Source organism: Shewanella violacea DSS12, from assembly GCF_000091325.1.
Lineage (GTDB): Bacteria > Pseudomonadota > Gammaproteobacteria > Enterobacterales > Shewanellaceae > Shewanella > Shewanella violacea.
In genome coordinates, this window is record NC_014012.1 from 3,915,964 (window position 1) to 3,941,408 (window position 25,445).

Sequence of the window (25,445 nt, forward strand, 5' to 3'; positions counted from 1 at the left end):
TTAATAGATAAGATCTGCGGCCAATTAGCGCCATAGATCCCTTTTAATCGATATTCATATAGGTACTATCCAATAAAGGTAGAGACTCATGAATTATTCAAGCTTGCCCAAGATCGATCTACATTGTCACTTAGATGGCAGCGTTCGCCCACAAACGATTATCGACTTGGCCAACCAGCAAAACATCTCCATTCCTAGCCAAGATATCAATGAAATCCGTTCATTAATGATAGCTCCAGAGACCTGTCAGAACCTCGAAGAATATCTGATGCGTTTCGACCTGCCCTTGTCTGTAATGCAGACCCAAGCTGGTATCGAGCGTATCTCATTTGAGCTATTCGAGGATGCGGCTAAGGAAAACGTTAAGTATTTCGAGGTCAGATTCGGCCCTCAACTGCATCAGTTACAAGGGCTAAGTTTCGATCAGATTATTGGCTCAGTCGTCAAAGGCATGCAGCGCGCCGAAGCCATGTATGATATCAAGGGCAACTATATTCTCTCTATCTTGAGAACGTTTCCCAAGGATAATATCAGGGATGTTATCGATGCTGGCGCTGCTTATCTGAATAAGGGCGTGGTTGCCTTCGACCTTGCCGGCGCCGAGCTACCGGGCTTTTGCAGTGAGTTTATTCCCTACGTGGATTACGCCATCGAGAAAGGCTACCGCATCACCATACACGCCGGAGAACAAGGTGTGGGTCAGAACGTGTTTGACGCCGTCACTATGCTAAAAGCCGAACGTGTGGGTCATGGGATCCATATCTCGGGTCATCAGGGCGCCTATGACCTAGTGAAACAGCAGAATATCGGTCTGGAAACCTGCCCCAGCAGTAATATCCAAACCAAAGCGGTGGATAAATTGAGTGAACATCCACTGAAAGCCTTCTATGAAGATGCTCTGCCCATCACAATCAACACAGATAACCGCACCGTCTCAAATACCACTATGACAGACGAGATACGTAAGGTGATGGAGGAGTTCAACCTGAGCCGTGAAGATTACTTCAATATCTATAAGATCAGCGTCGAGCAAGCCTTCGCTTCAGATGAAGTTAAACAACATCTGATGAGCTTCGCCGACTAGACTCGGGATAAAATAGAAATAAAAAAGCCAGCTTATACCTTCGTATAAACTGGCTTTTTTAATGCCTGTTTCTTCATATTAGCCCGTCATATTAGTCCGTCATATTAAGCTAGCCTGTCCTATCACCTATGCAGATAAAAGTGGGGGCTAACTCATCAGTTCTTAATATGTGAGCACTTACTCTAGCTTTATGACCACACCTTTATACCGATTGCTATTAGATGGAAAACTTTTTCACCTCTTTCTCCAGATTCTTAGTTAACAGCTGAATTTGAGCGCTGGTCGCATGGGACGAGTGAGACACAGATGCGGTATTTTCGGCTGTTTCTGAAATATTGATGATGCGTTTAGCCGAGTCCTCCCCCGCCGTTAATTGCTCCGATGCAGCCTCCGAGATCTGGTGGCTCATCAGGGAAATTTCAGATAAGGAGATGGCAATATTTTTAAGCTCTTCAGACACCTGATGGGACTTAGCCACCGTCTTTTCACTGGTCACCATACTCTCGGTCACTGAGGTCTTTGCATCTTTAGCAGCCGTCTGCAACTTGACTATCATATTATGGATCTCCCCCGTGCTACTTTGAGTCCTCTGGGCCAGCTGACGCACCTCATCGGCTACCACGGCGAAACCTCGTCCCTGCTCACCTGCTCTCGCCGCTTCGATAGCCGCGTTGAGTGCCAGCAGGTTGGTCTGCTCGGCAATGCCCTGAATGACAGACAGTACATTGGCGATATTGTTAACCTCATCATCTAAGGTCTGAATGTTCGACCCCGCACTCTCTATTTGAGCCTCCAGTAGCGCTATGGTTTTGGAGGCTTCCTCAGTCAGTAGATGAGCATTCTCTCCTTGTCTTTCTGCTGCAGACACAGAGTCGGCGGTCTGCTTTGCATGGTCAGCAACTGTCCCCGATGAGGCGGTGAGCTCAGTGATGGACGAAGCCACCATCTGGGTTTCCTCATTCATCGCCCTGGTTAAGTTATCTAACTCAGTGGCTCGATTCTCCGATTCCACCATCTGCTCATTAAGGGTATCGGCGACATTTTTAATTTCTTTTACCACATCCTGCAGGCCTTCCTGCATATAATTTATCGCACCGACAACGCTGTCATTACTGGCATATTTAAAATCAGGATTCTGTTTCAAGTCACCTCTGGAGACCTTAATGACTATGTTGCGCACATCTTCAATCTCGGCGCCTAAGGCATTGCGCATGCTAAGCCCGAAACGATAGAGCACAAAGGACAACACCACGGCAATGATGATCGACAGGGTTAACAACCACTTGGCCACTGACCAGTAGCGGTCATTGGCTTCGGCAGAACTTATCCCTGTGCCCACATACCAACCCCAACCTCTGGTTTTCTGTACCACAGAAGTGAGATTAACAAGCGTTCCATCACGCTCCGAGTCCCAATGATAAGTTATTATCTGCTGGGTCTTGTTACCCACTAAGCGCTCCACCATCTGGCCAATACTCTTACCGCTGGCATCCTTAAAATCATTGAAGCTAGTGCCATGAAGCTGGGGATCGTGAGGGCTTGCTAAGAAATCTAATTTGTCATCGACCACATAGACATATTCTGAGTCGTGATATTTATTTTCTCTGAGCATCCGAGCCGCATACTGTTTTGCCTTGGCTTCATCGAGTTCAGCCGATGCCGCTAGCAGCTCAAACTGCTCGACAATATTGACCGTACTCTTCATTAACTGATTAATTCGAGCAATATTGTCACTTTCACTGGCTTTAGATAAGGCCTGTAGACCTAAGATGGCAATGCTTATCAAGGCAATAAAGAGTACCCCGACAAATGTCATTATTTTGCTATTAAGCGTCATATAAGAAACCTTAGCGAATTGTTTGTTTTATGTACCGCCTATATAACTAACACCGAAACAAGAATGAAACCAGCCTCACCACATGTTAATTATGTGTTAAAAATGAATAACTATTATTTTGATGATGAACAATCACACCACAACAGAACAAATAAACTCAAACTCATACCAAAGCACCAGACCAAGAAGCCAGTCTAAGAAGCCAACCTATGAAGCCAAAGTGAAATGAATCACCTGCAAATAAATAAGGTAAGGATAAATAGGAATATAGGAATATAGGAAGATAGGAATATAGGAAGATAGGAAGATAGGAAGATAGGAGAGTTCGAGTACGCAAGTATGCATTTCGATACAAGGGAAGACAGAGCTAAGACCTTATTAGCCATAGCTAAAACGAACGAGTGTTTGAATAGCCAGTAAGGTTAATATCCACTTCAAGCCCTTCATAAACTTCTGGTTGTCGATTTTCCCTCTCAGCTTAGTACCGATCAAGGATCCTAAACAAGCCCCTAAGATAGCCGAGAGTATTTGCGGCAAAAAATCGGCGAAGATGAAGCCCATTCCAGCATAGGTCACCACCTTAGACACGTTACTTAGCCCCATCAAGAGTGCAGCCGTAGCAATAATCTGATCTTTATCTGTCAGGCGCTTCATCAAGAGATTCATAGTCAGGGGACCTGGAGCACCGACCACCAGCCCCAGCCCTGTCTGCGCCGCGCCAACCAGATAAAAATTTTCCAGCTTGCCGAGTAAGCGTTCGATGGGCTTTACCCAGAGGCTAAGCAGCAGGTAAATGGAGATATACAAGGGAATAAACTCAGTCGACAGGTTTATCAGAAAGAAACCAAACAAGGCGATACCCAGCAAGGAGCCCAGCACAAACGGACCCACCACCGGCCAATATATGTGCCGAAAGGAAAAGCCTAGGCGAGTGAAATTACTCGCTAATTGTGTGGTGCCATGGATTGGGATAACGGCAGCTGCTGGAATAAACCAAGGCAAGGTCACGGCTAAGATAAGCCCACCACCTAAGCCACAAATTCCAGCTACTGTGGATGTAAAGGTGGTTAACAGGAAAAGGGAAACCATAAGTGTGTGATCCATGCATCCCCTTTTTAATGATTAATTTTACCTAGCTGAGATCGAGAAATCAGCTCTAAACTCCATGATATAAGAGGCTTAATACAAATGAAAGCTTAAAATATCAGCAGGAATATTATCGATTAATACTAGAACTGGCAATAAGATAAACCAGTTCGAAACTGAAAAACTGCCTTCTAGGATGTACGAATATCGGCTTTATGAGCCAAGCTTATTCAAAGCAGAGATAATCAAATCTGCAGCTTAAAAAGCGGATTACTGTTATCATATTGAAGAATTTCATTGCCCATTTAATACCAATCCTATGCCTGACACAGCTCTATCGCCAACAAATTCCCATCCCTTCTCGCCGACGGAACTAAGAGAGCTCACAGCTAAAATCAAGCAGTGGGGCATTGAGCTGGGCTTCGCTCAAATAGGCATATGCGACACAGACTTAACCAGTGAAGAGCTCAAGTTACAGCAATGGCTAGACAAGGGCTATCATGGTGATATGGCATATATGGAAGCCCGTGGCATGATGCGCGCTCGTCCACATGAGCTACATCCCGGCACCATAAGGGTCATCTCAGCCAGGATGAACTACCTGCCACCGGAAGCTGGATTCGCCACTAATCTCAAAGATCCCAACCTTGCTTATATCTCCCGCTACGCAGGTGGCCGAGACTATCACAAGTTGATCCGCAGTCGCCTCAAAAAGCTAGGCCTAATGATCCAGGCCGAGCTAGATACCATGAACGCGGGCAAGACTAACTTCCGCCCCTTTGTGGACTCGGCGCCGATACTCGAAAGACCCTTAGCCGAAAAGGCAGGTCTTGGCTGGACCGGTAAACACAGTTTATTACTCAATGAAGAGGTAGGTAGCTGGTTTTTTCTCGGTGAACTATTGATCGACCTGCCACTGCCCGTGGATATTCCCGTCAGTGAGGGCTGTAATACCTGCGTCGCCTGTATCAAATCGTGTCCGACTAATGCCATAGTCGAGCCCTATATCGTCGACGGCAGGCGCTGTATCTCTTATCTGACCATAGAACTGCAAGGGGCTATTCCCGAAGAGTTTCGTCCTCTCATAGGCAACCGTATCTACGGCTGTGATGACTGCCAGCTGGTGTGCCCAGTTAATAGCAAGGCGCCAATCACCCTCGAGAGTGATTTTCACACTCGGGACCCACTCAAACAACCTCAATTGCTTACCCTTTTTAGCTGGACTGAGGCCGAGTTCCTCAAGATCACCGAAGGCAGCCCCATTCGCCGTATCGGACATAAGCGCTGGCTAAGAAATATCGCCGTAGCCCTGGGAAATGCCCCAGCTTCAGAAAAGATAGTCCAAGGACTCGAGCAGAGAAAAGCCTCAGAAGAGGCCGATGAAATGGTCATAGAGCATATCGACTGGGCATTAGCTCAGCAACACACCAAGCTAGCAGCAGTCCAAAACTTGGAAACACAGAGCTTGGAAACAAAAGGTCAAGAAACACCAGCCTTGAGCCAGAACGTCTCATCCCTGAGTCGCAAGACACAAAGAGTGATCCGCAGTGTCGAGAAAGGCCTGCCAAGGGATGCTTAAACAAGTACTAAGCCCAAGATAATGCCAAGAAAGCTGTAAACTGAAAGATACCGCTTCCTTTAAAGCCGTGAACTTTTAATTATCACTTACAGCTTAAAACTTAAAACTTAAAACTTAAAACTTCTTAAGCTAAACCTCTATCGTAAACCCTACCTTGATAGTCACCTGCCAATGCGCAATCAAGCCCGCCTCCAGATGTCCCCGAGTCTCAATCACCTCAAACCACCTAAGATGCTTCAAGCTCTGCCCCGCGGAAATGACGGCATTTTTGATCGCTTCATCGGAACTGATAGGCGAAGATCCCACTAGTTCAATAACTTTATAGGTATGGCTCATGGCTAGCTCCGGGTAATCCATTGATTACACAAGTACGGGTAATTACGGCTAATAGAGCAAAGAAAAAACAACACTCTGTCCAACTCAGTATAGGAGAGCTATCAGCACCTAGCTCTTAACCCTGTAGAATGACGAAAGCCTAGGAAGTTAGTGAGGAGCAATAAGGCTAAAGAGCCCAAAGAGCAAGCTAAGAAAGCCTGAAGGCCCATATCAGACAAAACTATAGTCATTCCGGCATGCTTATGGCCGGAATCCAGTTTGTATCAGTAAGTTCCTAGGCTAGAAAAGCTGTAAAGTTACAAGCTTTAAAGCCCTCCATATTGCTCAGAAAAAAGCCCGCTCAAGGGGAACGGGCTAATATTGGTTGTAAATAATAGAATGGCCGAGTAAATAACACATAGAAGATCCTATGCAGTTATATCAAGCCTTGCCTTATTGCACACACAATTGCCTGGGCCCTATTTTGTACATTGAGTTTCTTATAAATATTTTTCAAATGAAATTTCACCGTTCTCTCCGTGATAGAGCAGATCATGCCTATCTCCCAAGAGGATTTCCCTTCGGAAGACCAGGCCAGTATCTCCCGCTCTCTCTTCGTTAACTCCTCCACCGGGTTTGTAAGCCGGGTCATGGCTTGGGCCGAAACCGTGTTGATAAGTTCTAAGGTTGCGAGTTGCTCCGAGTTGAGTGAGCGACCTGATACAGAGGTGATGTTCAGCTCTTTATAAATATGTCTAGAAGAGAAAGAACCTATGCTTGCGCCCTCCTTTAAGCCCATCTCCTCAGCCTGCTCAAGAAAATTTAACTGACTCTCAGACAGCGACATCATAGAAGGGACTGAGGTCCAATTGAAAGAGCTCCTTATGGATTTAGAACAGCTCACTATGGGATCGATATATTGAAACTTGTTCTTCTGATATATGTTGCCCCACTCCGCACTCTTGGCCTCGAAACCAAACCCAGAACTGACCACTCTCTCAATATTAATACTGTGATCCGGACGGATCATCAGAGTAATAAGAGCCACCCCATCCACTTCCAGTAAATTCTGCAAAGTCTTAGCACATTGCATTATCCCATCATTAGATGATGAGGCACTAAACATGTGATACACATCTGACACTTGCTTTATATTAAGCGAGATATTATCCCCTTCCGGCAATCTCATTATTCATCATCCTTCAATTGAAGGTTTCGTTAGCTAGGTCATTGCAATAACAAAACATAAAATACAATTAAAGTACCACCCTAGCGGTAGGAGCCCCTACCGATACTCGCCTAAGCCATAAATCTAATATCAATCACAGCAAGATGCAAAACAAACCGAGATAAACCACCCAACATTTTGATTACAATAATTATATTCACCGTTAACACAAATAAATCACATCCAAAAACATAACCTAGACCAACGAATAAACTAAATTAATAGCCACTTTCATTGGTTTCAGCTTGCTCGGCCAGTGTAATTAACACCTAAGGCCAATCTGATAGTTTATTGTCCTGATTCTTGGTCTCGTGCTCAAAATACCAGCTAAGCAGTATCTAAATATCGGTGTTACCTTGAAGATATTCTAGTCACCCACTCAAGTGAGGCCTCGAAAGGCTTCTGTGTGCTTCTTTCAGGCAAAAAACGAAAGGCAAACCAATTTACAACTGTCCCTTAGGGCAGTACCTAATGACCTGTTATCACGGTGTAATCCACCTTGAAATTTGCCCCTACTATTAGTGGAAGACTATGCTGGAATCAAATCAGACTCCATCAACAAACCATCACACCTGTGATAGTGTTCATCCCTTTGCAGAAAATCCCCCCCACTACCTAATCACCCATAACCCAAATACAGCACAGATGGACAAGCTATATCGATTACGTGCCGAGGTATTTTGTCGTGAACTCGCCTGGGTCGGGAGCCCAGAAGATGAGAGTGAATATGACAAGTTCGATAATACATCGACCCACCTAGGGCTCTTTATCCATGGTCAAGCAACCGGATACCTGAGAGTGCATCATCACAACACTCCCTGGATGATCAATACCATCTTCAGCGGCCCTCTGTTAGATTCTAAGCCTACGACTCAACTGGCTAACTCTTGTGAAGTTTCCCGTCTGCTGATCAAATCCACTCACAGAGGCAAGACTAAGGTGAGTAATCACCCTCCCCTGAACCTGCTGCTGTCACACTTACAAGACTATTGCCGCAGCAGAGACATCAGGTATGTTTACATGGTCGTGACTCCCGCCACCCGAGTGGTCTTCGCCCGAATAGGCTTTAAATCTACCCCATTATCCAAGCCTGTTAAGATGGAAGATGGTTGTTATGCCATGGCGGCTGTATTGGATTTTGGACAAGTCGAAGCCCTGATCCCTTCGAAGGACACGCTTTGCTCCTAAGGGGATATTATGTGAGCGTAAGCCTTAAACTAGTCTCACAAACGACCAATTATTATGCTGATAAAAAACGAGAGCGTCTTCCGATGATTTTTTGGGATAGCCAAACTCAAGGTATTGAATACTTACCAATATCTAAATAATAGCCATTTTTGCTGTGCCAGGTAATTTAAGCTAGTCTGGACATATCTTTCACTGAGTAGTCACGCGATGAAACCTAGGTTAGGACTGATTTTTTGTTTATTAATCATCATGAGTGGTATCGCTTATCACTTCCTCTCGCCGCAAATTTTAGTTAAAAACCTGTCCGACAGAAGTTTTTATCAGGTTAGTTTCTCTCTCCCAGACAAGCAGATCACCTTAGACACCATTCAGGTTAATAGTCGTCAAACCATCTATTTTTCCCCACAGGAAAAAACAGGCATAGTGACCTACCAGCTTATTGCTATTAATGGGGATCAGGTGGCCCAAGGTCATATAGAATATCAATTTGACGATAACAATTTGTCTCAATTCGGGACTAAGCTCAGCTTCATCATAGATGAGCAATATCGAGTCAGTTTTAGTAGCAATAAATAACTTGAAATAAAAAGTCGATATCTAATCGATATCGACCTGTTTAATTCAAGATAAATGATCAAGCTATGACAAGATCATCCGCCACCACATCCCTGGAAGGCTAGTGAAACCTGTGGTGTAGTGTTTCAGCTCGCCATCTTTAAATACCATCAAGGTCGGCGTCAGCTGCACCGACCAATCACGGGCAATGTCATTATTGCTGTCGTTGATGGTTTCAAACTCATAGCCCTTATGCTGTAGATATTTAACCATCTTGTCATCGGGTCCCGAATTCATCGCTACCGTAACTACTGGGTACATGCTGGCCATGGTATCCACAGCCGGACTGACAAAGTTACACACAGGACACCAGGTTCCCCAAAAATACACCAATACCGCCTGATCTTGGCTCAAGGCATCGATATCGATATCAGATCCGGCTAAGGTCATGCCTTTGATATCCGGCAACTTATCTCTTGGAATATCCTTACCACGCCAGATGTCCATCACTCCTGTTATCACTATGGCGAACAGCATAAACAGGGCTATTTGCTTAAGCCAGCCGAAGGCCCTTCTCAGAGGAGTGAGCGCCACTATATCAAGCTTATTCTTATCATTGTCCTTATCTAGGTCACTCATTAGTCTTTGGACTCCAACACTTCTTCTAACTGCTCTTTGAGCACATCATAAGACACGAGTCCAGGAATCACCTTGTCGCCAAAAATCATGCTTGGGGTGCCGCCTATGCCTAAGTTTCTCATCAGCTTAATGTTGTCATGTACCATCTCGTCGACTCGAGAGTCTGTGTTTCCTAACCATTTCTCGGTATCGGTGAGCTTAGCGACTTTAGCGATAGATGCTATGTCGAGTCTACGCGGGCTAGACATCAAGATATCTTTCAACTTTATGTACTTCTCAGGCTCGTTAAGCCAGACCGTCTGCGCCAGCTCCACCGCCAGTTTAGACCCTTCCCCCTGCAGCGGCACCATCTTGATGATGATCTTCAGCTGAGGAAACTCTTCGATAAGCTTATTGAGCGAAGGTTCAATTTTCTTGCAGTAAGGGCAGTTAAAGTCGGTGAAATACACCATAGTGACCTCAGGATTTTCAGCTCCTTTCCAGGGGTCACTCTTGGTTTCATACATGGCGCTATAGTTTTCATCCAGAGCCGTCTGCTTGGCAGAGTTAGCCCCTAACTGCTCACGAGTCTGCAGCGCTATGATGGCTTGCTTCAAAAGTTCGGGGTCATTAATCAAGGCATCCTTGATAATAGCTCTGACATCTTGCTCTTGCAGAGCCGTTAAACTTGTTACCTCGGCGTGAACCGGTGAGATAAATGACAGCTGTGAAGCTATCAAGAGTATTGAGGCGGTAATGCCCGACATGGCCATAAATTGCAGTTTTCTTGATTGCAGCAGTTTTAGCGGGCTAAATTTGTGCAGCTTAGACTCATTGGACTGGCAGTCTAACTTAGATACTGATTTCATCTTATATTCCTAATACTTGGGCTGGCTCAAGATGACTAACTGCATCACCTTGAGCCATAAATGCGTTTGATTAATCTGTGCCTAATTTAGGTAAAGCACACGAACACTCACAAGATTATTGTTTAATTTTCTGCTCGGACGCAGCCGTTGGCGCTGTCGATGCACGTTCAATCGCGGCTAACACCCCTTGAGTAGACAAGATCACAGGTAACTCGATGCCACTCGGAGCCCCAGGGCCGTAGACCAGATTAAACGGCACACCGAAACGATTATGACTCTGCAAATAGTTAGTGATGTACTGGGATGGCTTAGTCCAATCTCCTTTCATGAGCAGAAGGTTGTCTTGCTTGAGCTGACTGTAGACAGGGTCTTGCAATATCACCCCCACCTTGTTGGCCTTACAGCTAATACACCAGTCGGCAGTCACGTCGACAAAAATAGTCTTCCCCTCAGCTACTTGCTCGGCTATCAGCTCTTCATTTAACTGAGTCCACACCAGATCTGTGGGCAAGGGTTTCGCCCATTGCGCTGATGTCATAAAGGCACCTATGGCGGAAAAAATAAGCGTGATACTAAAGGTCGCCACTACTGCGGCGCCACCGAGTTTTTTGGCCATAAAGATGAAGAAGGTCACCAGCAAGACAACCGCTGCGACAAACAGATAGCTAGTCGGTAGGAAATTGCTCAATAAGCTGATAAGCCACAAGCTAGTGATCAGCAGTAATACCGAGAAGATAACCTTAACCACAATCATCCAGCGACCTGGCTTAGGGAAGTAATTGGCGATCTGAGGGAACGCCGCCACCAGTAACCAAGGTAGTGCCATGCCCAAAGCCAAGGCGGTGAAGATCACCAACAAGCTCATGGTATCAGCGCCAAGGGCAAAGGCTACCGCAGTTCCCAGAAATGGGGCGCTACAAGGCGTCGCCAACAAGGTCGCAAACATCCCCTGAAGGAAATGCCCCCGGTTATTATTGCCTCCGGTTGTCGCCAGCTTAGTTTGCAGACTCGAAGGCAGATTTATCTCAAATGCCCCAAGCATATTGATGGCAAATATTGAGGTCACTAGGGCCATAAAGCCGATAAACCAAGGGTTTTGGAACTGCACGCCCCAACCTATCGCTTGCCCGGTAAACTTGAGCATCAGGATAAATCCTGCCAATAACCAGAAAGAGACCAAGATCCCCAATGCCGAGGCGATAAATTGCTGACGAATTTGATTACGCTCAAGATCCGGCGCGGCGACCACAGAGCTTAACTTCATGCCAAGTACCGGTAACACACAGGGCATCACATTGAGTATCAAGCCACCTATCAAGGCGATAAGCATCATCTTTAGTAGAGATGAATCTTGGGCGATGATTTGAGTCGGTTTCACCTCAGATGAGTATTCCAATGCACCCCGAGAATCGATCACAGTGACATGCAAACTTTTACCCAATAACTCAGGCTCTCCCAGCCAGCTGCTAGCATCGAAAATAGCGACTATGCTCTCGGCTTGTCCGGCATCGCTGGCCTCTCTCTTGTTGACACTCACTAGCTTGAAAACTGTATCCGGCTCGCCATCTATGATCAGCTTAGGCTGACGCCAGTTCGTACTGTCGAGCACCACTTCCAGCTGTGACTTCCCACTGTCCCAACCTAGCTTGATTGCTGAATTAGCATCTTGTGCAGTCACCTTCACTGGCACACTCGACACCGCCCTGTTATAGGCGAACATGGCATAAGTATCCGCTTTTAGCTCACTTGGATTAATAGCTAAGTTGATCTCATAATCCGTGAGCACACAAATGCTGGTACACGAAGACAAGGTGAACTTGCCGTGGAGTTGAGTATTGGCTTCTATATCATCTAAGGTCAGCAGCAAGGGAAAAGTAACTTCCCCTTGATAGCCAAAGGTCTGCATGCCTAGCAAGGAAAACTGCTGCGGTGCCGGCCATGACCATTCAACCTCTTTTAGGTTCGTGGACTTGTCCCACTTGATACTGGGGGCTATTCCCCCCTCTCCAGGGCTACGCCAATAGGTCTTCCAGTCACCATCGAGTTTAACTTCCAGTGCCGCGGGCATAACTTTAGTGACAGAGTCTAGTTCCCCGGTCAACATCAAGCGCACCTTCACCGGCGGATGATTGGGGTTAGTTATCCAGCCAGTCGATGCGGCAAACACCGAAGAGCTGAGTAAAATCAGGCCAAAAGCCACCATTGTTTTAAAATACTTCAAGTCGTTCTCCAAGGCCCATGCTGAGCCACTTTCTCCGAAATCGCTTATTCTAAGCTAGCTTAGGCTAAGGTCTGTCCTCAAGGTAAAGACCAGCACAAACAGCAAAATTCTTATCAAATCGCGAATGTATAGATTCGAGTCATTGCTTAACGAAACTAGGGGTTTAGTTAAGGCAATATTTCTATAGATGTGGAACTAATACAAGGGCTATTCTTGAAATCGACACAAGGAGAGGTGTATTCGTCTGGGTTTAGCGAGATGACTGGGCGAGGGTATGCTTTTAACAAGAAGAGAGATGAGAGGAAATAATGGTAATGAGAATAACAAGACTAACAAGACTAACAAAGGAAATGAGTCCGTCAAATCCATACAGACACGCATAGACTTTTCCGACAACTCACACTTCTTAAAGCCGAGGCCTGTATGCTTTGGACTGTCTAATGCCTGTTCGGCAACCGAGTCAGATATATCAATACTCGATGCAATCATAGTGACGGCAGAAGTCTCTGGCACACTCTTAGCGGCGAGTAACAGCTTAAGTATTCCACTATTTTGAGTCAAACAGAACAAGGTCAATATGGTAAACACCAATACTGTCCATAGGTTTCCAGTCTGATTAGTAAATAACTTCAAGATAAAAATTCCGTCAGAGCTTGATAATAAGACACCTGTGTCTCCCATAAGAGACGCCGATGTATAAGACCGGATAAACTCAAAAATAGTTCATAAAATATAATTTTATTTTAGGAATCGTTTTCATTCTCCTTAAGCGAATAAAAAACAATCACATTTTATGACGTCTGTACTTATCTTAGGTTATGTTTATAAGGTTGTTAATTGAACCCAGCACACTTTTTAGTCCCATAATTACAGCTGGTGATTTTTTATAGAAACAAGTTAAATCAAGACATTAGCCCAGATAATCACTTAAGCCTGACAAAATTTAAAATGGCCAAGGAGAAGGTATGATCAAGCCTCTTTCTACCGATGCAAAGCCGATTATTGCAGACAATAAACCTAAAAAAGTCGAACTCACCAAGGGCCAAGAATATTACTTCTGTGCCTGCGGCCAATCTAACAAGCAACCCTTCTGTGATGGCTCTCATGCCGGTACTTCATTTAAGCCTAAGGCCTTCACCGCTGAACAAGATGGTGATGCCTATCTTTGCGCCTGTAAGCACACAGCTAATGCGCCTTTTTGCGACGGTACCCATAAGCAGTTCACCGCCAAACAGGTAGGCAAAGAAGGACCCGGCCCCGCTAAAGATAACAAATCCGACGCCATGCCCTCGGCCAAGTCCACACTAGAGGAGCCCACGGTGGAATTTATCCACCAACTTGCCCGAGATGGCCTGTCAAAACTTGGGGGACATGGCCCCATGACCTCCATGGGGGTGCCCCGTCATCTACTGCCTCATTGGGATGAAATCCAGATAATGACGGCCCAAATGGCCACTAAACCATTACAGGAAGACCAAGCTGTATCGACAGAACTGATCATAGGACCCCAAGCCCGTAAACCACTTAAACTTAAAATTCCTTTATTTGTATCGGACATGAGTTTCGGTGCACTTTCAGAAGAAGCGAAAACAGCTCTGGCTATAGGGGCTGAGCTAGCAGGCACAGGAATATGCTCCGGCGAAGGTGGCATGTTGCCCGAGGAACAAGCCCAAAACTCCCGCTACTTCTATGAACTTGCCAGCGCCCAGTTTGGCTATCGTGAAGAGCTACTAGATTCTATTCAAGCCTTTCACTTCAAAGGCGGACAAGGGGCTAAAACGGGTACAGGAGGCCACCTGCCGGGAATAAAAAACCGGGGGAAGATTTCACTGGTAAGGGGGATCCCAGAAGGTCAGCCGGCCATATCACCGCCCACCTTTAAAGAGCTAAATACCCCATGTGACTTTAAGCGCTTCGCCGAACGTGTACGCGAGATCAGTGGCGGTGTACCTATAGGTTTTAAACTCAGTGCCAACCATATCGAACGTGACATTCAATTTGCCCTAGATGCCAGCGCCGATTACATCATATTAGATGGCCGTGGCGGCGGGACTGGCGCGGCCCCGGAGATGTTCCGCGACCATATCAGCGTACCCACTATCCCAGCCTTAGCTCGTGCACGTCGATATTTAGATGAAAAAGGTGTCAGCGGCAAAGTCACCTTAATCATCACCGGCGGTCTTCGAGTTCCCATGGATTTTGTTAAGGCTATGGCCTTAGGTGCAGACGGCGTCGCCATCTCTAACAGTGCCATGCAGTCCATCGGCTGTGTCGCCGCCCGCATGTGTCACACTAATAACTGCCCTTCCGGCATAGCGACTCAAAATCCAGAGCTAAGAAAGAAACTCAATATCGATAAGGCATCCATGCAGCTCGCCAACTTTTTCAATGCATCGGTAGAGCTAATGCAAGTCATGGCCCGCGCCTGCGGCCACCATAGTTTAAGTGATTTAAATAAGGATGACCTAGCTACCTGGCACAGAGAGATGGCACACCTGTCGGGAATACATTATGCGGGATTTACGCCATTAGATTAGTAGAAAGCTACTCAAAGCTAAAAGTTCCTAGGGTCTAGATCCTAGGAACTTCTCACTTCTCAGCTTAAACTTGTACTTAAAGCTTACACCTGTCTTAGCTCTGTCTTTAGCTTATGGCTTCTTTTACCCCAACCTTCTTCTCAGCACCTTAGTCGCTTCAACCAGATTCTTAAGCGCTGGCTCTACTTCATCCCATGTACGGGTTTTCAAACCACAATCAGGATTTACCCAGAGCTGATTGAGGTCAATCTTACCTGCCGCTTTTTCGATAAGCTCAACCATCTCATCGACCGTTGGCGTGTTCGGCGTGTGAATATCATAGACGCCGGGACCTATCTCATTAGGATATTCGAAATCTTCGAAGGCCGAGAGTAACTCCATGCGAGAACGTGACGTCTCTATGGTGATAACATCTGCGTCCATGGCTGCGATAGCCGCTATGGTTTCGTTGAATTCGCTGTAACACATATGAGTATGGATCTGAGTCTCATCTGTAACACCTGCGGCGCTCAGCTTAAATGAGTCAACCGCCCACTTAAGGTATGCTTGCCAATCACTCTTCTTCAAAGGCAAACCTTCACGGAAGGCTGGCTCATCTATCTGAATGATGCCGATGCCAGCATTTTGCAAGTCGACAACTTCATCACGAATCGCCAAACCAATTTGAGTCGCTATCTCCTCACGGCTGATGTCTTCACGGGCAAATGACCAATGCAGGATAGTTACCGGTCCAGTTAGCATGCCCTTTACCGGCTTGTCAGTCAGAGACTGAGCGTACTGTGCCCACTCTACAGTCATAGCATTAGGACGCGAGACATCACCATAGATAAGCGGCGGTTTAACACAGCGAGAGCCATAACTCTGAACCCAACCAAACTTAGTGAAGGCGAAACCTTCTAGCTGCTCGCCGAAATACTCCACCATGTCGTTTCGCTCGGCTTCACCATGAACCAATACATCGATACCTAGTTTAAGCTGACGCTCAATCGTATCTCTAGTCACCTGACGTAGCTGGTCGTTATAAAACTCAGGGGTGATCTCACCTTTACGCCAGCGGCTACGCAGGCCACGAATTGCTGGTGTCTGGGGGAATGAACCTATGGTTGTCGTAGGTAACAGAGGTAAATTAAACTTCTGCTGCTGTATAGATTGGCGGTTTGAAAACACGGTATCACGCTCGTAATCATCAGCTTTAAGCCCTGCGACTCTGTCGATAACTTGCCGATCGGCAGCGGCTTCACGTGCCTCTCTGCGCGCCACACATGTTGCCACTATGGTGTCTATTTCAACTTTATCGGCACTGTTTTCGGGAGTACTGAGTAGCGATTTAAGTTGAGTCAGCTCAGAGAGCTTCTGTTTTGCAAATGACACTTGTTGCTTAAGTGCTGGAGCCAACTCGGTCTCAACATCGAGATCCACCGGAGTATGCAGCAGTGAACAAGAAGGAGATATCCAGACTCGTCCCTTAAGGTCGTTCACCACAGGAGCGATACGCTCGGCAATCAAATCAATATCTGCCGCCCAGACATTACGTCCGTTTATCACACCTAAAGAGAGCACTTGCTCAGGCTGGAGATTTGTCGCAAATTTTGCAAGCTGCTCCGGAGCCGTGACCAAATCCAGGTGTAGACCGGCAACAGGCAAGGCTGAAACCAATGCTTGATGATGAGCAATGGTGCCGTAATAACTTGCCAGTAATACCTTAACCTCAGATGACTGCAGTGCCTCATAGGCAGAAGAAATAGCCCTCTGCCAATCGGCATCAAGTTCAAGGGCGAGAATGGGTTCTTCTAGCTGTACCCATTCAACACCTTGGCCATTGAAACGAGTCAAGATTTCGCTGTAAGTCTTAATTAACTTAGGCAACAAGGTGAGCTTATCAAATTCACTGCCCACAGATTTAGCTAAAAACAGGTAAGAAACCGGACCTAGCAGTACAGGCTTGGCTTCATAGCCCAGCGCTTTAGCCTCTTCAACTTCTTCAAAGAACTGCTCATAGGCCAGGCTAAATTCTTGATCTACTGTCAGCTCAGGCACTATGTAGTGATAGTTTGTATTGAAGTACTTAGTCATCTCGCCGGCAGGTGCATCTTGACCCGATGGCGCACGACCACGAGCGACTCTAAACAAGGTATCGAGATCGACATTAGCATCATCTTGATTTCTGTGACGCTCAGGGATGGCATTCAATGTCGCACTCAGAGTCAGAACCTGATCATAGAAGGCGAAATCACCAACGGGTAATAAGGAGACCCCAGCCTGAGCCTGCCACTGCCAATGTGTACGACGTAACTCCTTCGCCACTTGCTTGAGATCGGCCTGACTTATCTCACCACGCCAATATTTCTCTTGAGCAAATTTAAGCTCACGTTGACGACCAATTCTTGGAAAACCTAAGTTAGCTATCTGTATCGCTTTCGACGTTTGCATATTGTATACCTTTTTGCTTTAATATGAGCAGAATTCAGAGTAAACGCCTTTCAAGCAAACTGAGATGAGTAAAGAGGCTTATGAGTTATCTACTAGTTAAGTACTCACTAAATAATCTTTACCGCAGGCGTCTGGACGTCTAGAAGTTTATTGTGATAGTCTCACTCCTGACAAACGAATTGATTTCAAGCGCAACATGAGCAGAATTCATGTTGAGATAAAGTAGGTATAATATGATTGAGCTTAGACACTTACGTACACTAGTAGCCTTAAAAGAGGCGGGAAGCCTTGCTGGGGCGGCCAAGAAACGCTTTGTCACTCAGTCGGCTCTGTCTCATCAGATTAAGGAATTGGAGACCCGGATCAACTCCTCTATCTTTATCAGAAAGAGTAAGCCTCTCTCTTTCACTCAAGAAGGCGCCAGATTACTTAACCTAGCCGAAGAGATATTGCCTAAGGTGGTTGAGACCGAATATGACCTTAAGCAGGGGCTCAATGACGAGCTTAACCGGCTGGGTGTAGGGATCGAATGCCATAGTTGCTTTAGATGGCTGATGCCTGTGATGGAACAATTTAGAACTGTATATCCAAATGTTAATTTAGATCTTTCCAGCAGACATCTATTTGATTCACTCAACGCACTGGAGATCGGCGATCTCGATGTGGTGCTCACATCCGATCCCGTACCCGGACAATCCATTGCCTATCAGCACCTGTTCGATTTTGAAGTTAAGCTAGTAGTAGCCAAGGATCACCCTCTGGCCAAGCTGGAATACGTTACCCCTAAACAACTTAAAAAACTCGCGATCATCAGCTACCCAGTGCCCCTACAACGACTGGATCTATACCGTCATTTCTTGGAGCCTGCGGGAGTCGAAGCGGGTAAGCAGATCAGCTGCGATCTCACCATGATGCTATTACAACGTATAGCCTGTAAAGATGGCGTGGCAGCACTGCCTACCTGGTCTATCAGCGAGTCTTATGGGCTAAACTTAACCGCACTTAAACTAGGGCCTGAAGGCTTGAAACGCCCCTTATTTGGCGCCTATCGCAAAGACAGCTCGAGCGCACATCTGGCACAGCAATGGTTAAAGCTAGTTGCCAAAGAAGGCTTAGCGAAACAGCATAAGTTGAATTAAAAACAAGTGGTAAGTGGTAAGTGGTAAGTGGTAAGTAAAATCTAAATTAAGAAACTAAAAAAGCCAGACTCTAAAATTAGACTCTGGCTTTTCTTTTACTTACAGCTCTAAGCTTACAAGTTAAAACTTCATCACAATGGCTTAAGCAGCTGATTTCTCATTGAAAGCACACGTCTAAGCACTAATCCAGGCGAGTTGAAATTACGAGTCTGCCTTAGATTATGAGCGATCATAAACTCATCTTTAAGCTCTTCATCTAGGCCCAAAGATTCAAATGCTTCTATGGTCAGGGTCTGCTTCTGATTATCAATAAGCGACTTGATGATACTTAAAGGAAACGACTCCTCTGACTCGGCATTTAAGAAGGCAAATGCCGTCAAGGCAATAATCTCACCGAACACACTAAACAGCGCTAAAGTCTGTACTTCGTCCGGGTTGATATCTACCCCTTGCATATTATGCAAACTGTCGACGGCATCGATAGCTATGCTCTCTGTCAGCACCCAATAACCTTGTACTAACTTCTTATATGGCTGGGGCAGCTCATCGAGACGTTCCTTCAAATAAAAGGTAAAGGCATAACGATAGATGTTCACCTGGCCTAAACGAACCAAGGCATCTTTCAATGAGCGGTTCTTAGTCGAGACACCACTGCCGCTAATCGCAGAATTGCTGCGCCATAGCATGTGAGCCGCTAAGGCGGGATCTGAAGAAACAATATCGATGACATTACGAATATCACCGTCGGCAATAATCGCTTTCTTTAAAGGGATCAATATTCCGCGGCGACCAATCACCTGCTCTTCATTACTAATAATTGCGCGTACTTGAGTGAATACTTGATGCTCAAGATCTGTCATGGGAAATTTTAACCTACATTTATTATTTTGGCACGACACCAATTGTTATTGGTGAGTTTACCCATAAAAAGCCTACCATGGTCAAGTTGATTTCGCCTAAATGAATACTTTAGTTCTAATTACCTGTCTAAGGTGAGATAACCGGGAGAATATCTCCAATTTAGGGCTAAATCAGGGCGTTATCGATCATGTATAAATAAGCTAGACTCACACTAAAGTATGAATATCGGCTATTAGTTTTAACTATTAAGCTCAGGAAAGCTGTTTATTCTAGATAAGAGCCCCATTATACAGCCCCAGCATCCCCAAGCCGTTGATAAATAGCTTCCGCTAAGGCTCGATACCCTGAATTATTAAGATGAATCGAATCTGATTTCATCGACGGGCTTTTTAACAAGTCCGTCAGCGCTTCTTCTATAAGCATAACACCATAAGTTTCTGCCAGCTCAGAGTAGAGCCCAGCCGATGATAAAAAAATACTCTTCTTGGGCACCGCAATTAACACTAGGGGAATCGACTTAGCTTGAGCTAACTCTATCATCTGCGCCAAATTAGTTTTGGTCTTAGCAATATCATGATTACGCAGAAAATCATTGCCTCCTTCGAGCAAGATAATTAACTCAGGAGTCTCTCTATCAAGCAAGTCACTTAGCCTGATCAAGCCTTGCGAGGTGGTCTCTCCCGATACACCGGCATTGATCACCTTAAGACCTGTCAACTCAGCCAGCACGGCTGGATAATCTCCTCCCTCAGTCGCCCCCTTGCCATAGGTAAGGCTATCGCCAAATGCCAGAATTTCGGCACTCGCCGTAAGCGGTGCAAGCTTGTCCCCAGAGCATGAAGCAAGCAACACACATAGGCCCAACATCAATAAACGGATAATCATAAGCTTAACCATTAGAAACAGAATGAATGAAGTCAGCTTACCATGGAGCATAAAAAAATCAGCTACTAAGGTAAAAGGAAGCTGGAGACTAAGGTAAGGGCTAAGAAAGTTTCGAGTTTGAGTTTGAGTTTGAGTTTGAGTTTGAGTTTGAGTTTCGAAATAATCATCGAACGCAGATGCTTTCTCCCCAAAAAAGAGTAAAAAAAAGCTGCGAGTGTTACCACTCACAGCCTGTCAATTTCTAGTGACTCAAATCCAATCACTCAAACCTAGATACTCATTCCTAGGAACTAGCTGCTTCTTTAAAACCTATAACTGGCGGTTAAGCGCAGTGCACGGCCTGTACCAGCATAGTAGCCGCTGCCCCAGCTGCTGTAATAACCTGAGCTAACATACTGCTCATCTAACAGGTTATCGACGCGGAAGCTGGCAAGCCAAGCATCATTAGTATAGTTAATTGCTAGGTTAGTCAGCCAATAAGCGTCTAGCTTAGGAGCGGCATTACTATTGTCGCCTTCGATGAAACGCTCACCGGTATAGGCCACTTCGGTAAACACTTGCCAGTTTTGGTTAGCGTCGATACTGAGGTAACCACGGCCCGTATGCTCTGCAACCCAAGAGAGTTGCTTACCTTCATTGAGACCTTCGGTAAATTCGGCATCGATATAGTTATACTCGCCGCCTACTTGTACCTTGTCTGTCAGCTGCCAATCCCAATCGGCACTCACGCCGTAACGGCGTGACGCATCGGCATTAATGTTAGCGCCAGGATAACCACCACCAATAGGGGTCTCAGCACTGGAGTCAAATACAATCTCATCTTCAAGATCTAAGCGATAAACACTCAAACGCAATGTGTGGGACTTAGGTGTCCAGTCCCAGCCGGCTTCGTATGAACGACCCGTCTGCGGGTTAAGGCCTATCACGCCTGGAGAAGTATAAGCTTGCTCATCGACCTTAGCGAAACGAAAGTTATCATCGGCGCGCAGATAGAATCTATGAGACGAGGTTGGACGATAATTAAGGCCTAATTCGAAGGCATGGGCATCTTGATCTAGCTCAATACCATTTATGTATACATCAGGATCCACCAGGTCATCGGTCACTTCAGCATAACGACCACCAACCACATAGCTTAGCGTCTTGCTAAGGGGCACTGTCGCTTGCACATAGGCACTGGCCTGCTTCTGAACATTACCGCGACCGCTACCAAATTCTGACTCACCGCGGCTAAGATCGATACCTGTCACTATCTTCAAGTCACCATTATCCGTAGCGATATTTGCCACAGCTTTAGGGGTGAACTCTAATAATGAGCGAGTGTCTTTTCTAGATGTTCCCCACTCACTAAGTCCGGTAATAAGGGTATCTGAGTAGTTTATATCCGCACCTAGAGACCATTCATCACTAAGTTGGTACTTATATCCACTTCGTGCAGCCGTTGTCATTTCATGCATATAAGCATCAGCAGCATCCGGCAATGTCGCATTGGACTGACGAGGATTTTCTTCTATTTGCTCTTCAGTCAATGCTCCAGCTAACTCACGATCGTTATCGTAGTAACTGGTCTCAACGAAAAAGTCTTGTGGCCCGTCTTCATATTGCAAGCGGCCCAGTACTGAAGAAGTCTTGTTGGCATTGTGATCACGGTAGTTATCACCTCGGTTATGACTCACAGCCGCATAATAACGCCAGGTATCGTTAATCGCACCGGACACATCGGCCTTGCCTTCATAGGTGTTGAAACTGCCACCAGACAACTGAATACTACCACCTGTGCCCGTAGGTGCCTTAGTGATGATGTTGATCACACCACCAACTGCTTGATCGCCATAAAGCACACCAGCACTGCCGGATAAAATTTCGACACGCTCAATTTGATTCAATGGGATAGCATTGATGCTAGGAGCGGCAACATCGATATTATTCAGGCGACGGCCATCGAGCAAGATCAAGGTATTACTCGCTGCTTGACTGCCTGAGAAGCCCCGCATAGCAAATACCGCGCCCGAGTTTGAGTCTGAAACCTGAATGCCACTCTGACCACGTAACACTTCAGTTAGGCTTGTTGCACCACTCATCTCTATCTGAGCCGAATCGATAATGTTCACGTTTGCCGCGATATTTAGCGGGGTGTTTACGCTGCGGCCAATCACAGTGATCACTTCATCGACGCTGTTTTCCTGACTTTCATCAGTATTAATAGCCATAGCGCTGGATGAGACAACAGACAGAGTCAGTACACTGCTGATTAGAATGGTAAGTTTTGAAAGTTTGTATGACTTGTTATATGAGAAAGTACCCATTTTACCTTTAACTCCTAAAAGGAAAACGGGGCATAAATGTCACGAATAAGATGGGTACTGACTAGCAAAATAATAGCTAAAGAATACCGCCTACTGCATCGCATTCCGAGATCTGCCCGCCGAAATCTCAAAATCATCTATTGGGCCGGTCTCCGGACTTAGGCTCAGCCGTGGCTCACTAGAGCTACACTGATCGAGTGCAGGATTTTCTAACATATTCCTGTTAGAGAAGCACACTGGACTCTTACCTTTTACCGTTGCGGGGGCAGTGTCAGATTCTCGCTGACTTCCCGATTATCCTTTCCTGTGACGCACAAATTACCGAGCAAACAGCCAGTATTTGATAACAACATCAGGTTTAGGCACCACAAAAGATTGACTAAAATATTGTAAATTCTGTTCCAAGAACGCACTCAGTTTCCCACCAAGTTTAGTGCCCTAGAGGGCACCGAGCGATGAACCGCCGCATTATAGACGTCTATACGTATAAATGTCTAACTTTCGCATGACATTCTGCTTAGTTAAGGACCTGTATTTATTCATTTTGGCGTTTTCCTAGTTAACTTTTGAGTGGGAGTAAGCCGACGAAAAAAATGTAAGCGCTTGATAACAAAGTAATGCCGTTACACAAACCCTTAAAGCAAACAAACAAGCAACCTTTTTAACACTTTAATCCACAAACCTCTTGCAAAATTAGATTACAAATGTAATCTTAGATTCATTGATTACAAACGTAATCCAAATTATTAAGACGACTACAGATACAAAATTCATCATTTAAACAATGGAAAAACCAATGAAAGAGATCAGTAATTCTGAGCTAGCCGTACTCAATGCGCTGTGGGAGTCATCCCCAATGAGCTCCAGTGAAGTGGTTGAAAAACTGACAAGATCCAACGAATGGCACGAAAAAACAGTCAAAACCTTGCTTAATCGCCTAGTAAAAAAACAGGCGATCGGGTTTCAAAAACAAGGCAGGGCCTATCTCTATTCTCCATTGATCGATCAGAGTGAATATCAAATTAAACAGAGTCAGTCTTTCGTTGAAAGATTGTTTGCCGGACGAGTCGCGCCACTGGTTGCAGGTTTTGCCAAACAAAATAAACTTAGCGCCGAAGATATTGCAGAATTAAAAAGCCTCATCGACAACTGGCAAGAAGAGAGTTCAAACAAGGACCCACAAGCAGAGGACTCTGTATCTAAAGCCTCTATATCCAAGGGGTCTTTGCCGAAGGATTATTCACTTAAGAGAGATGCTCATGATTAATTGGCTGATGCAGCAAAGCATACTCTTAAGTCTGGTCTGCGCCCTTATCTTGCTTTGTCATAAACCTCTGCTGAAACAGCTAGGCGCCCATCACATGTATAGCCTCTGGTTAGCGATTCCATTTATGATATTCGGCTCACTAGTACTGCAATTCCTGCCAAATTTGCTGGCAGAATCTAAGGTAGCCTCTTTTGAATATTATAGAGTCTTGGCATCTTTAGCTGTTAAGGATAACGACAGCTTAGTCTCGACCCCCTTACTCGTGTCTCTATGGGCTGTAGGAATAGCCGTAATGGCCATATTACTACTAATTCAACACAGTTATCTGAAGCGAATATTACGCAGCAGCAAGCCGTTCAAGCAGGAAGAAAACCATGGGGTGTTGGGCAAGCAGCTACTTCCGAGCCTTTTTACTAAAACCTTACCCATAATGCAGAGCCCTAACATTAGCTCGCCTATGCTCACAGGCGTGTTAACCCCCAAGATCATAGTGCCAGCAGACTTTCATAAGCTCAGTTCGTCACAACAAGAATCTGTTGTAGCCCATGAGTTATATCACCACGAACGCGGGGATATCATCACTAATCTGCTTGCCTATACCTTACTCGCCATCTTCTGGTTCAATCCACTATCTTGGTTAGCCTACCGCCGTTTTCGCGACGATCAGGAACTCGCCTGTGATGCTCAAATTACTTCAGCGATGAATACCCATGACAAAATTGCCTACAGCCATGCGCTACTGGCTTACTCTCAGCACGCTCAAATGGGCATGCTACATACACACTACGGAAATAAAAACATCTTAAAGGAAAGGATTATGCAAATGAAAAAGCAACATGGAAAGAGCACCTTAGCCCTAATCGGAATGACACTAAGCTTAGGGTTAGCAAGCTTGGTACTCAACCAACAAGTTCAGGCAGGGGATCATCAAGCCTCTTTAAATGAGTCAGCTAAGATGCATGCAAAAGGCATTCATCCGCTAACTCGTGTCGAGCCTAAGTACCCAATCGCAGCAGTCAAAGCCAATCAAAATGGCTATGTTCAACTCAAGTTCGATATCAGCAAGTCAGGTAGGGTATCTAACATCACTGTGATTAAGTCATCACCCACAGGTATTTTCGATAAATCGGCAGTAGAAGCCCTCACGCAATGGGTTTATAACGAGTCTAAGCAAGGTGCTAAAGGTTCTCAAGTTCAGCTGGATTATGTTATCGATGAACCGACAGCCAATCTTGAACGCATCAAGGTCACCGCACATTAATAACAGTGATTAAGAAGAATAAACCTTCTTACTCGGGCCGATTTACTTAGGCTGATGGGTAAGGTTTTAAAAAGGGCCGAGCAGCTCTTTTTGTGTATCTGCAGGAAAACGAATAGTAGTAAGTGGTAAGCGCTCAATAGAGTAGTGCTAAGTCGTAAGCTATAAGTGGTGCAGCCTTG

At 45.5% G+C, this 25,445-nt stretch carries 20 protein-coding genes and 1 riboswitch; of the genes, 8 read left to right on the forward strand and 12 right to left on the reverse strand.

The window, feature by feature from the left end; translation table 11 throughout:
* Window positions 1-88: 88 nt before the first annotated feature.
* Window positions 89-1,084, forward strand: a complete 996-nt coding sequence (add, locus tag SVI_RS16340) for an adenosine deaminase (protein ID WP_013052719.1) — start codon at window positions 89-91, stop codon at window positions 1,082-1,084.
* Between the two features lie 217 nt (window positions 1,085-1,301).
* On the opposite strand, the gene SVI_RS16345 is transcribed toward add, so the two are convergent.
* Both SVI_RS16345 and SVI_RS16350 read right to left on the reverse strand, forming a co-directional pair.
* Window positions 1,302-2,921, reverse strand: coding sequence for a methyl-accepting chemotaxis protein (locus tag SVI_RS16345; RefSeq protein ID WP_013052720.1), 1,620 nt, complete (start codon window positions 2,919-2,921; stop codon window positions 1,302-1,304).
* Window positions 2,922-3,299: 378 nt separating this feature from the next.
* Complete coding sequence (locus tag SVI_RS16350; protein ID WP_013052722.1) at window positions 3,300-4,025, reverse strand: sulfite exporter TauE/SafE family protein; 726 nt, start codon at window positions 4,023-4,025, stop codon at window positions 3,300-3,302.
* Window positions 4,026-4,326: 301 nt separating this feature from the next.
* Between SVI_RS16350 and queG the strand changes: the two genes are divergently transcribed.
* The gene (gene queG, locus SVI_RS16355; protein ID WP_013052723.1) at window positions 4,327-5,586 is read left to right on the forward strand and encodes a tRNA epoxyqueuosine(34) reductase QueG; all 1,260 of its coding nucleotides are present in this window, start codon (window positions 4,327-4,329) and stop codon (window positions 5,584-5,586) included.
* 129 nt (window positions 5,587-5,715) lie between these two features.
* On the opposite strand, the gene SVI_RS16360 is transcribed toward queG, so the two are convergent.
* Both SVI_RS16360 and SVI_RS16365 read right to left on the reverse strand, forming a co-directional pair.
* Entirely contained in the window at window positions 5,716-5,922 is a 207-nt protein-coding gene (locus tag SVI_RS16360) for a dodecin (RefSeq protein ID WP_013052724.1), read from the reverse strand.
* Window positions 5,923-6,337: 415 nt separating this feature from the next.
* Window positions 6,338-7,090 carry a helix-turn-helix transcriptional regulator gene (locus SVI_RS16365; protein ID WP_013052725.1) on the reverse strand — a complete coding sequence of 251 codons (753 nt, stop codon included), beginning with the start codon at window positions 7,088-7,090 and terminating at the stop codon, window positions 6,338-6,340.
* A gap of 570 nt (window positions 7,091-7,660) precedes the next feature.
* Between SVI_RS16365 and SVI_RS16370 the strand changes: the two genes are divergently transcribed.
* Together SVI_RS16370 and SVI_RS16375 are read left to right on the forward strand one after the other, a co-directional pair.
* Entirely contained in the window at window positions 7,661-8,317 is a 657-nt protein-coding gene (locus tag SVI_RS16370; RefSeq protein ID WP_013052726.1) for an acyl-homoserine-lactone synthase, read from the forward strand.
* Between the two features lie 207 nt (window positions 8,318-8,524).
* Complete coding sequence (locus SVI_RS16375; RefSeq protein WP_013052727.1) at window positions 8,525-8,893, forward strand: hypothetical protein; 369 nt, start codon at window positions 8,525-8,527, stop codon at window positions 8,891-8,893.
* A gap of 63 nt (window positions 8,894-8,956) precedes the next feature.
* On the opposite strand, the gene SVI_RS16380 is transcribed toward SVI_RS16375, so the two are convergent.
* The 4 genes from SVI_RS16380 to SVI_RS16395 all read right to left on the reverse strand — a co-directional run bounded on the left by SVI_RS16380 (window position 8,957) and on the right by SVI_RS16395 (window position 13,213).
* Window positions 8,957-9,409, reverse strand: coding sequence for a protein disulfide oxidoreductase (locus SVI_RS16380; RefSeq protein ID WP_013052728.1), 453 nt, complete (start codon window positions 9,407-9,409; stop codon window positions 8,957-8,959).
* Between the two features lie 101 nt (window positions 9,410-9,510).
* The gene (locus SVI_RS16385; RefSeq protein ID WP_157608718.1) at window positions 9,511-10,359 is read right to left on the reverse strand and encodes a DsbA family protein; all 849 of its coding nucleotides are present in this window, start codon (window positions 10,357-10,359) and stop codon (window positions 9,511-9,513) included.
* A gap of 115 nt (window positions 10,360-10,474) precedes the next feature.
* The gene (locus tag SVI_RS16390; protein WP_041420033.1) at window positions 10,475-12,562 is read right to left on the reverse strand and encodes a protein-disulfide reductase DsbD family protein; all 2,088 of its coding nucleotides are present in this window, start codon (window positions 12,560-12,562) and stop codon (window positions 10,475-10,477) included.
* A gap of 225 nt (window positions 12,563-12,787) precedes the next feature.
* A complete protein-coding gene (locus tag SVI_RS16395; protein WP_331370556.1) occupies window positions 12,788-13,213 on the reverse strand; it encodes a hypothetical protein in 426 nt (141 codons plus the stop codon).
* A 332-nt stretch (window positions 13,214-13,545) separates the two neighbouring features.
* Here SVI_RS16395 and SVI_RS16400 point away from each other — a divergent pair, with 332 nt between their 5' ends.
* The gene (locus tag SVI_RS16400; protein WP_013052733.1) at window positions 13,546-15,117 is read left to right on the forward strand and encodes a glutamate synthase-related protein; all 1,572 of its coding nucleotides are present in this window, start codon (window positions 13,546-13,548) and stop codon (window positions 15,115-15,117) included.
* 123 nt (window positions 15,118-15,240) lie between these two features.
* Here SVI_RS16400 and metE read toward each other — a convergent pair whose 3' ends face one another.
* Entirely contained in the window at window positions 15,241-17,529 is a 2,289-nt protein-coding gene (metE, locus tag SVI_RS16405) for a 5-methyltetrahydropteroyltriglutamate--homocysteine S-methyltransferase (protein ID WP_172634469.1), read from the reverse strand.
* Between the two features lie 251 nt (window positions 17,530-17,780).
* On the opposite strand from metE, the gene SVI_RS16410 reads away from it, so the two are divergent.
* Window positions 17,781-18,686 (forward strand): LysR family transcriptional regulator, encoded by a 906-nt coding sequence (locus tag SVI_RS16410; protein ID WP_013052735.1) that lies wholly within the window; start codon window positions 17,781-17,783, stop codon window positions 18,684-18,686.
* Window positions 18,687-18,817: 131 nt separating this feature from the next.
* Here the strand turns inward: SVI_RS16410 and SVI_RS16415 are convergent, their stop codons facing one another.
* The 3 genes from SVI_RS16415 to SVI_RS16425 form a co-directional block, all read right to left on the reverse strand.
* Window positions 18,818-19,546 (reverse strand): HDOD domain-containing protein, encoded by a 729-nt coding sequence (locus SVI_RS16415; RefSeq protein WP_041420034.1) that lies wholly within the window; start codon window positions 19,544-19,546, stop codon window positions 18,818-18,820.
* Between the two features lie 286 nt (window positions 19,547-19,832).
* Complete coding sequence (locus tag SVI_RS16420) at window positions 19,833-20,660, reverse strand: GDSL-type esterase/lipase family protein (RefSeq protein WP_331370557.1); 828 nt, start codon at window positions 20,658-20,660, stop codon at window positions 19,833-19,835.
* 74 nt (window positions 20,661-20,734) lie between these two features.
* Window positions 20,735-22,738, reverse strand: coding sequence for a TonB-dependent receptor (locus tag SVI_RS16425; protein ID WP_013052738.1), 2,004 nt, complete (start codon window positions 22,736-22,738; stop codon window positions 20,735-20,737).
* 126 nt (window positions 22,739-22,864) lie between these two features.
* Window positions 22,865-23,079: riboswitch (cobalamin riboswitch) on the reverse strand.
* A 455-nt stretch (window positions 23,080-23,534) separates the two neighbouring features.
* On the opposite strand from SVI_RS16425, the gene SVI_RS16430 reads away from it, so the two are divergent.
* Window positions 23,535-24,005, forward strand: coding sequence for a BlaI/MecI/CopY family transcriptional regulator (locus tag SVI_RS16430; protein ID WP_083779913.1), 471 nt, complete (start codon window positions 23,535-23,537; stop codon window positions 24,003-24,005).
* A complete protein-coding gene (locus SVI_RS16435) occupies window positions 23,998-25,266 on the forward strand; it encodes a M56 family metallopeptidase (RefSeq protein ID WP_041420035.1) in 1,269 nt (422 codons plus the stop codon). Before SVI_RS16430 ends, SVI_RS16435 begins: the two co-directional genes overlap by 8 nt.
* The last annotated feature ends 179 nt before the right edge of the window (window positions 25,267-25,445 follow it).

Excerpts from the sequence above, each read along its gene's own strand:
- add (WP_013052719.1), top strand. The coding sequence starts at position 89 with ATGAATTATTCAAGCTTGCCCAAGATCGATCTACATTGTCACTTAGAT.
- SVI_RS16345 (WP_013052720.1), bottom strand. The coding sequence starts at position 2,921 with ATGACGCTTAATAGCAAAATAATGACATTTGTCGGGGTACTCTTTATT.
- SVI_RS16350 (WP_013052722.1), bottom strand. The coding sequence starts at position 4,025 with ATGGATCACACACTTATGGTTTCCCTTTTCCTGTTAACCACCTTTACA.
- queG (WP_013052723.1), top strand. The coding sequence starts at position 4,327 with ATGCCTGACACAGCTCTATCGCCAACAAATTCCCATCCCTTCTCGCCG.
- SVI_RS16360 (WP_013052724.1), bottom strand. The coding sequence starts at position 5,922 with ATGAGCCATACCTATAAAGTTATTGAACTAGTGGGATCTTCGCCTATC.
- SVI_RS16365 (WP_013052725.1), bottom strand. The coding sequence starts at position 7,090 with ATGAGATTGCCGGAAGGGGATAATATCTCGCTTAATATAAAGCAAGTG.
- SVI_RS16370 (WP_013052726.1), top strand. The coding sequence starts at position 7,661 with ATGCTGGAATCAAATCAGACTCCATCAACAAACCATCACACCTGTGAT.
- SVI_RS16375 (WP_013052727.1), top strand. The coding sequence starts at position 8,525 with ATGAAACCTAGGTTAGGACTGATTTTTTGTTTATTAATCATCATGAGT.
- SVI_RS16380 (WP_013052728.1), bottom strand. The coding sequence starts at position 9,409 with ATGCTGTTCGCCATAGTGATAACAGGAGTGATGGACATCTGGCGTGGT.
- SVI_RS16385 (WP_157608718.1), bottom strand. The coding sequence starts at position 10,359 with ATGAAATCAGTATCTAAGTTAGACTGCCAGTCCAATGAGTCTAAGCTG.
- SVI_RS16390 (WP_041420033.1), bottom strand. The coding sequence starts at position 12,562 with ATGGTGGCTTTTGGCCTGATTTTACTCAGCTCTTCGGTGTTTGCCGCA.
- SVI_RS16400 (WP_013052733.1), top strand. The coding sequence starts at position 13,546 with ATGATCAAGCCTCTTTCTACCGATGCAAAGCCGATTATTGCAGACAAT.
- SVI_RS16410 (WP_013052735.1), top strand. The coding sequence starts at position 17,781 with ATGATTGAGCTTAGACACTTACGTACACTAGTAGCCTTAAAAGAGGCG.
- SVI_RS16415 (WP_041420034.1), bottom strand. The coding sequence starts at position 19,546 with ATGACAGATCTTGAGCATCAAGTATTCACTCAAGTACGCGCAATTATT.
- SVI_RS16425 (WP_013052738.1), bottom strand. The coding sequence starts at position 22,738 with ATGGGTACTTTCTCATATAACAAGTCATACAAACTTTCAAAACTTACC.
- SVI_RS16430 (WP_083779913.1), top strand. The coding sequence starts at position 23,535 with ATGAAAGAGATCAGTAATTCTGAGCTAGCCGTACTCAATGCGCTGTGG.
- SVI_RS16435 (WP_041420035.1), top strand. The coding sequence starts at position 23,998 with ATGATTAATTGGCTGATGCAGCAAAGCATACTCTTAAGTCTGGTCTGC.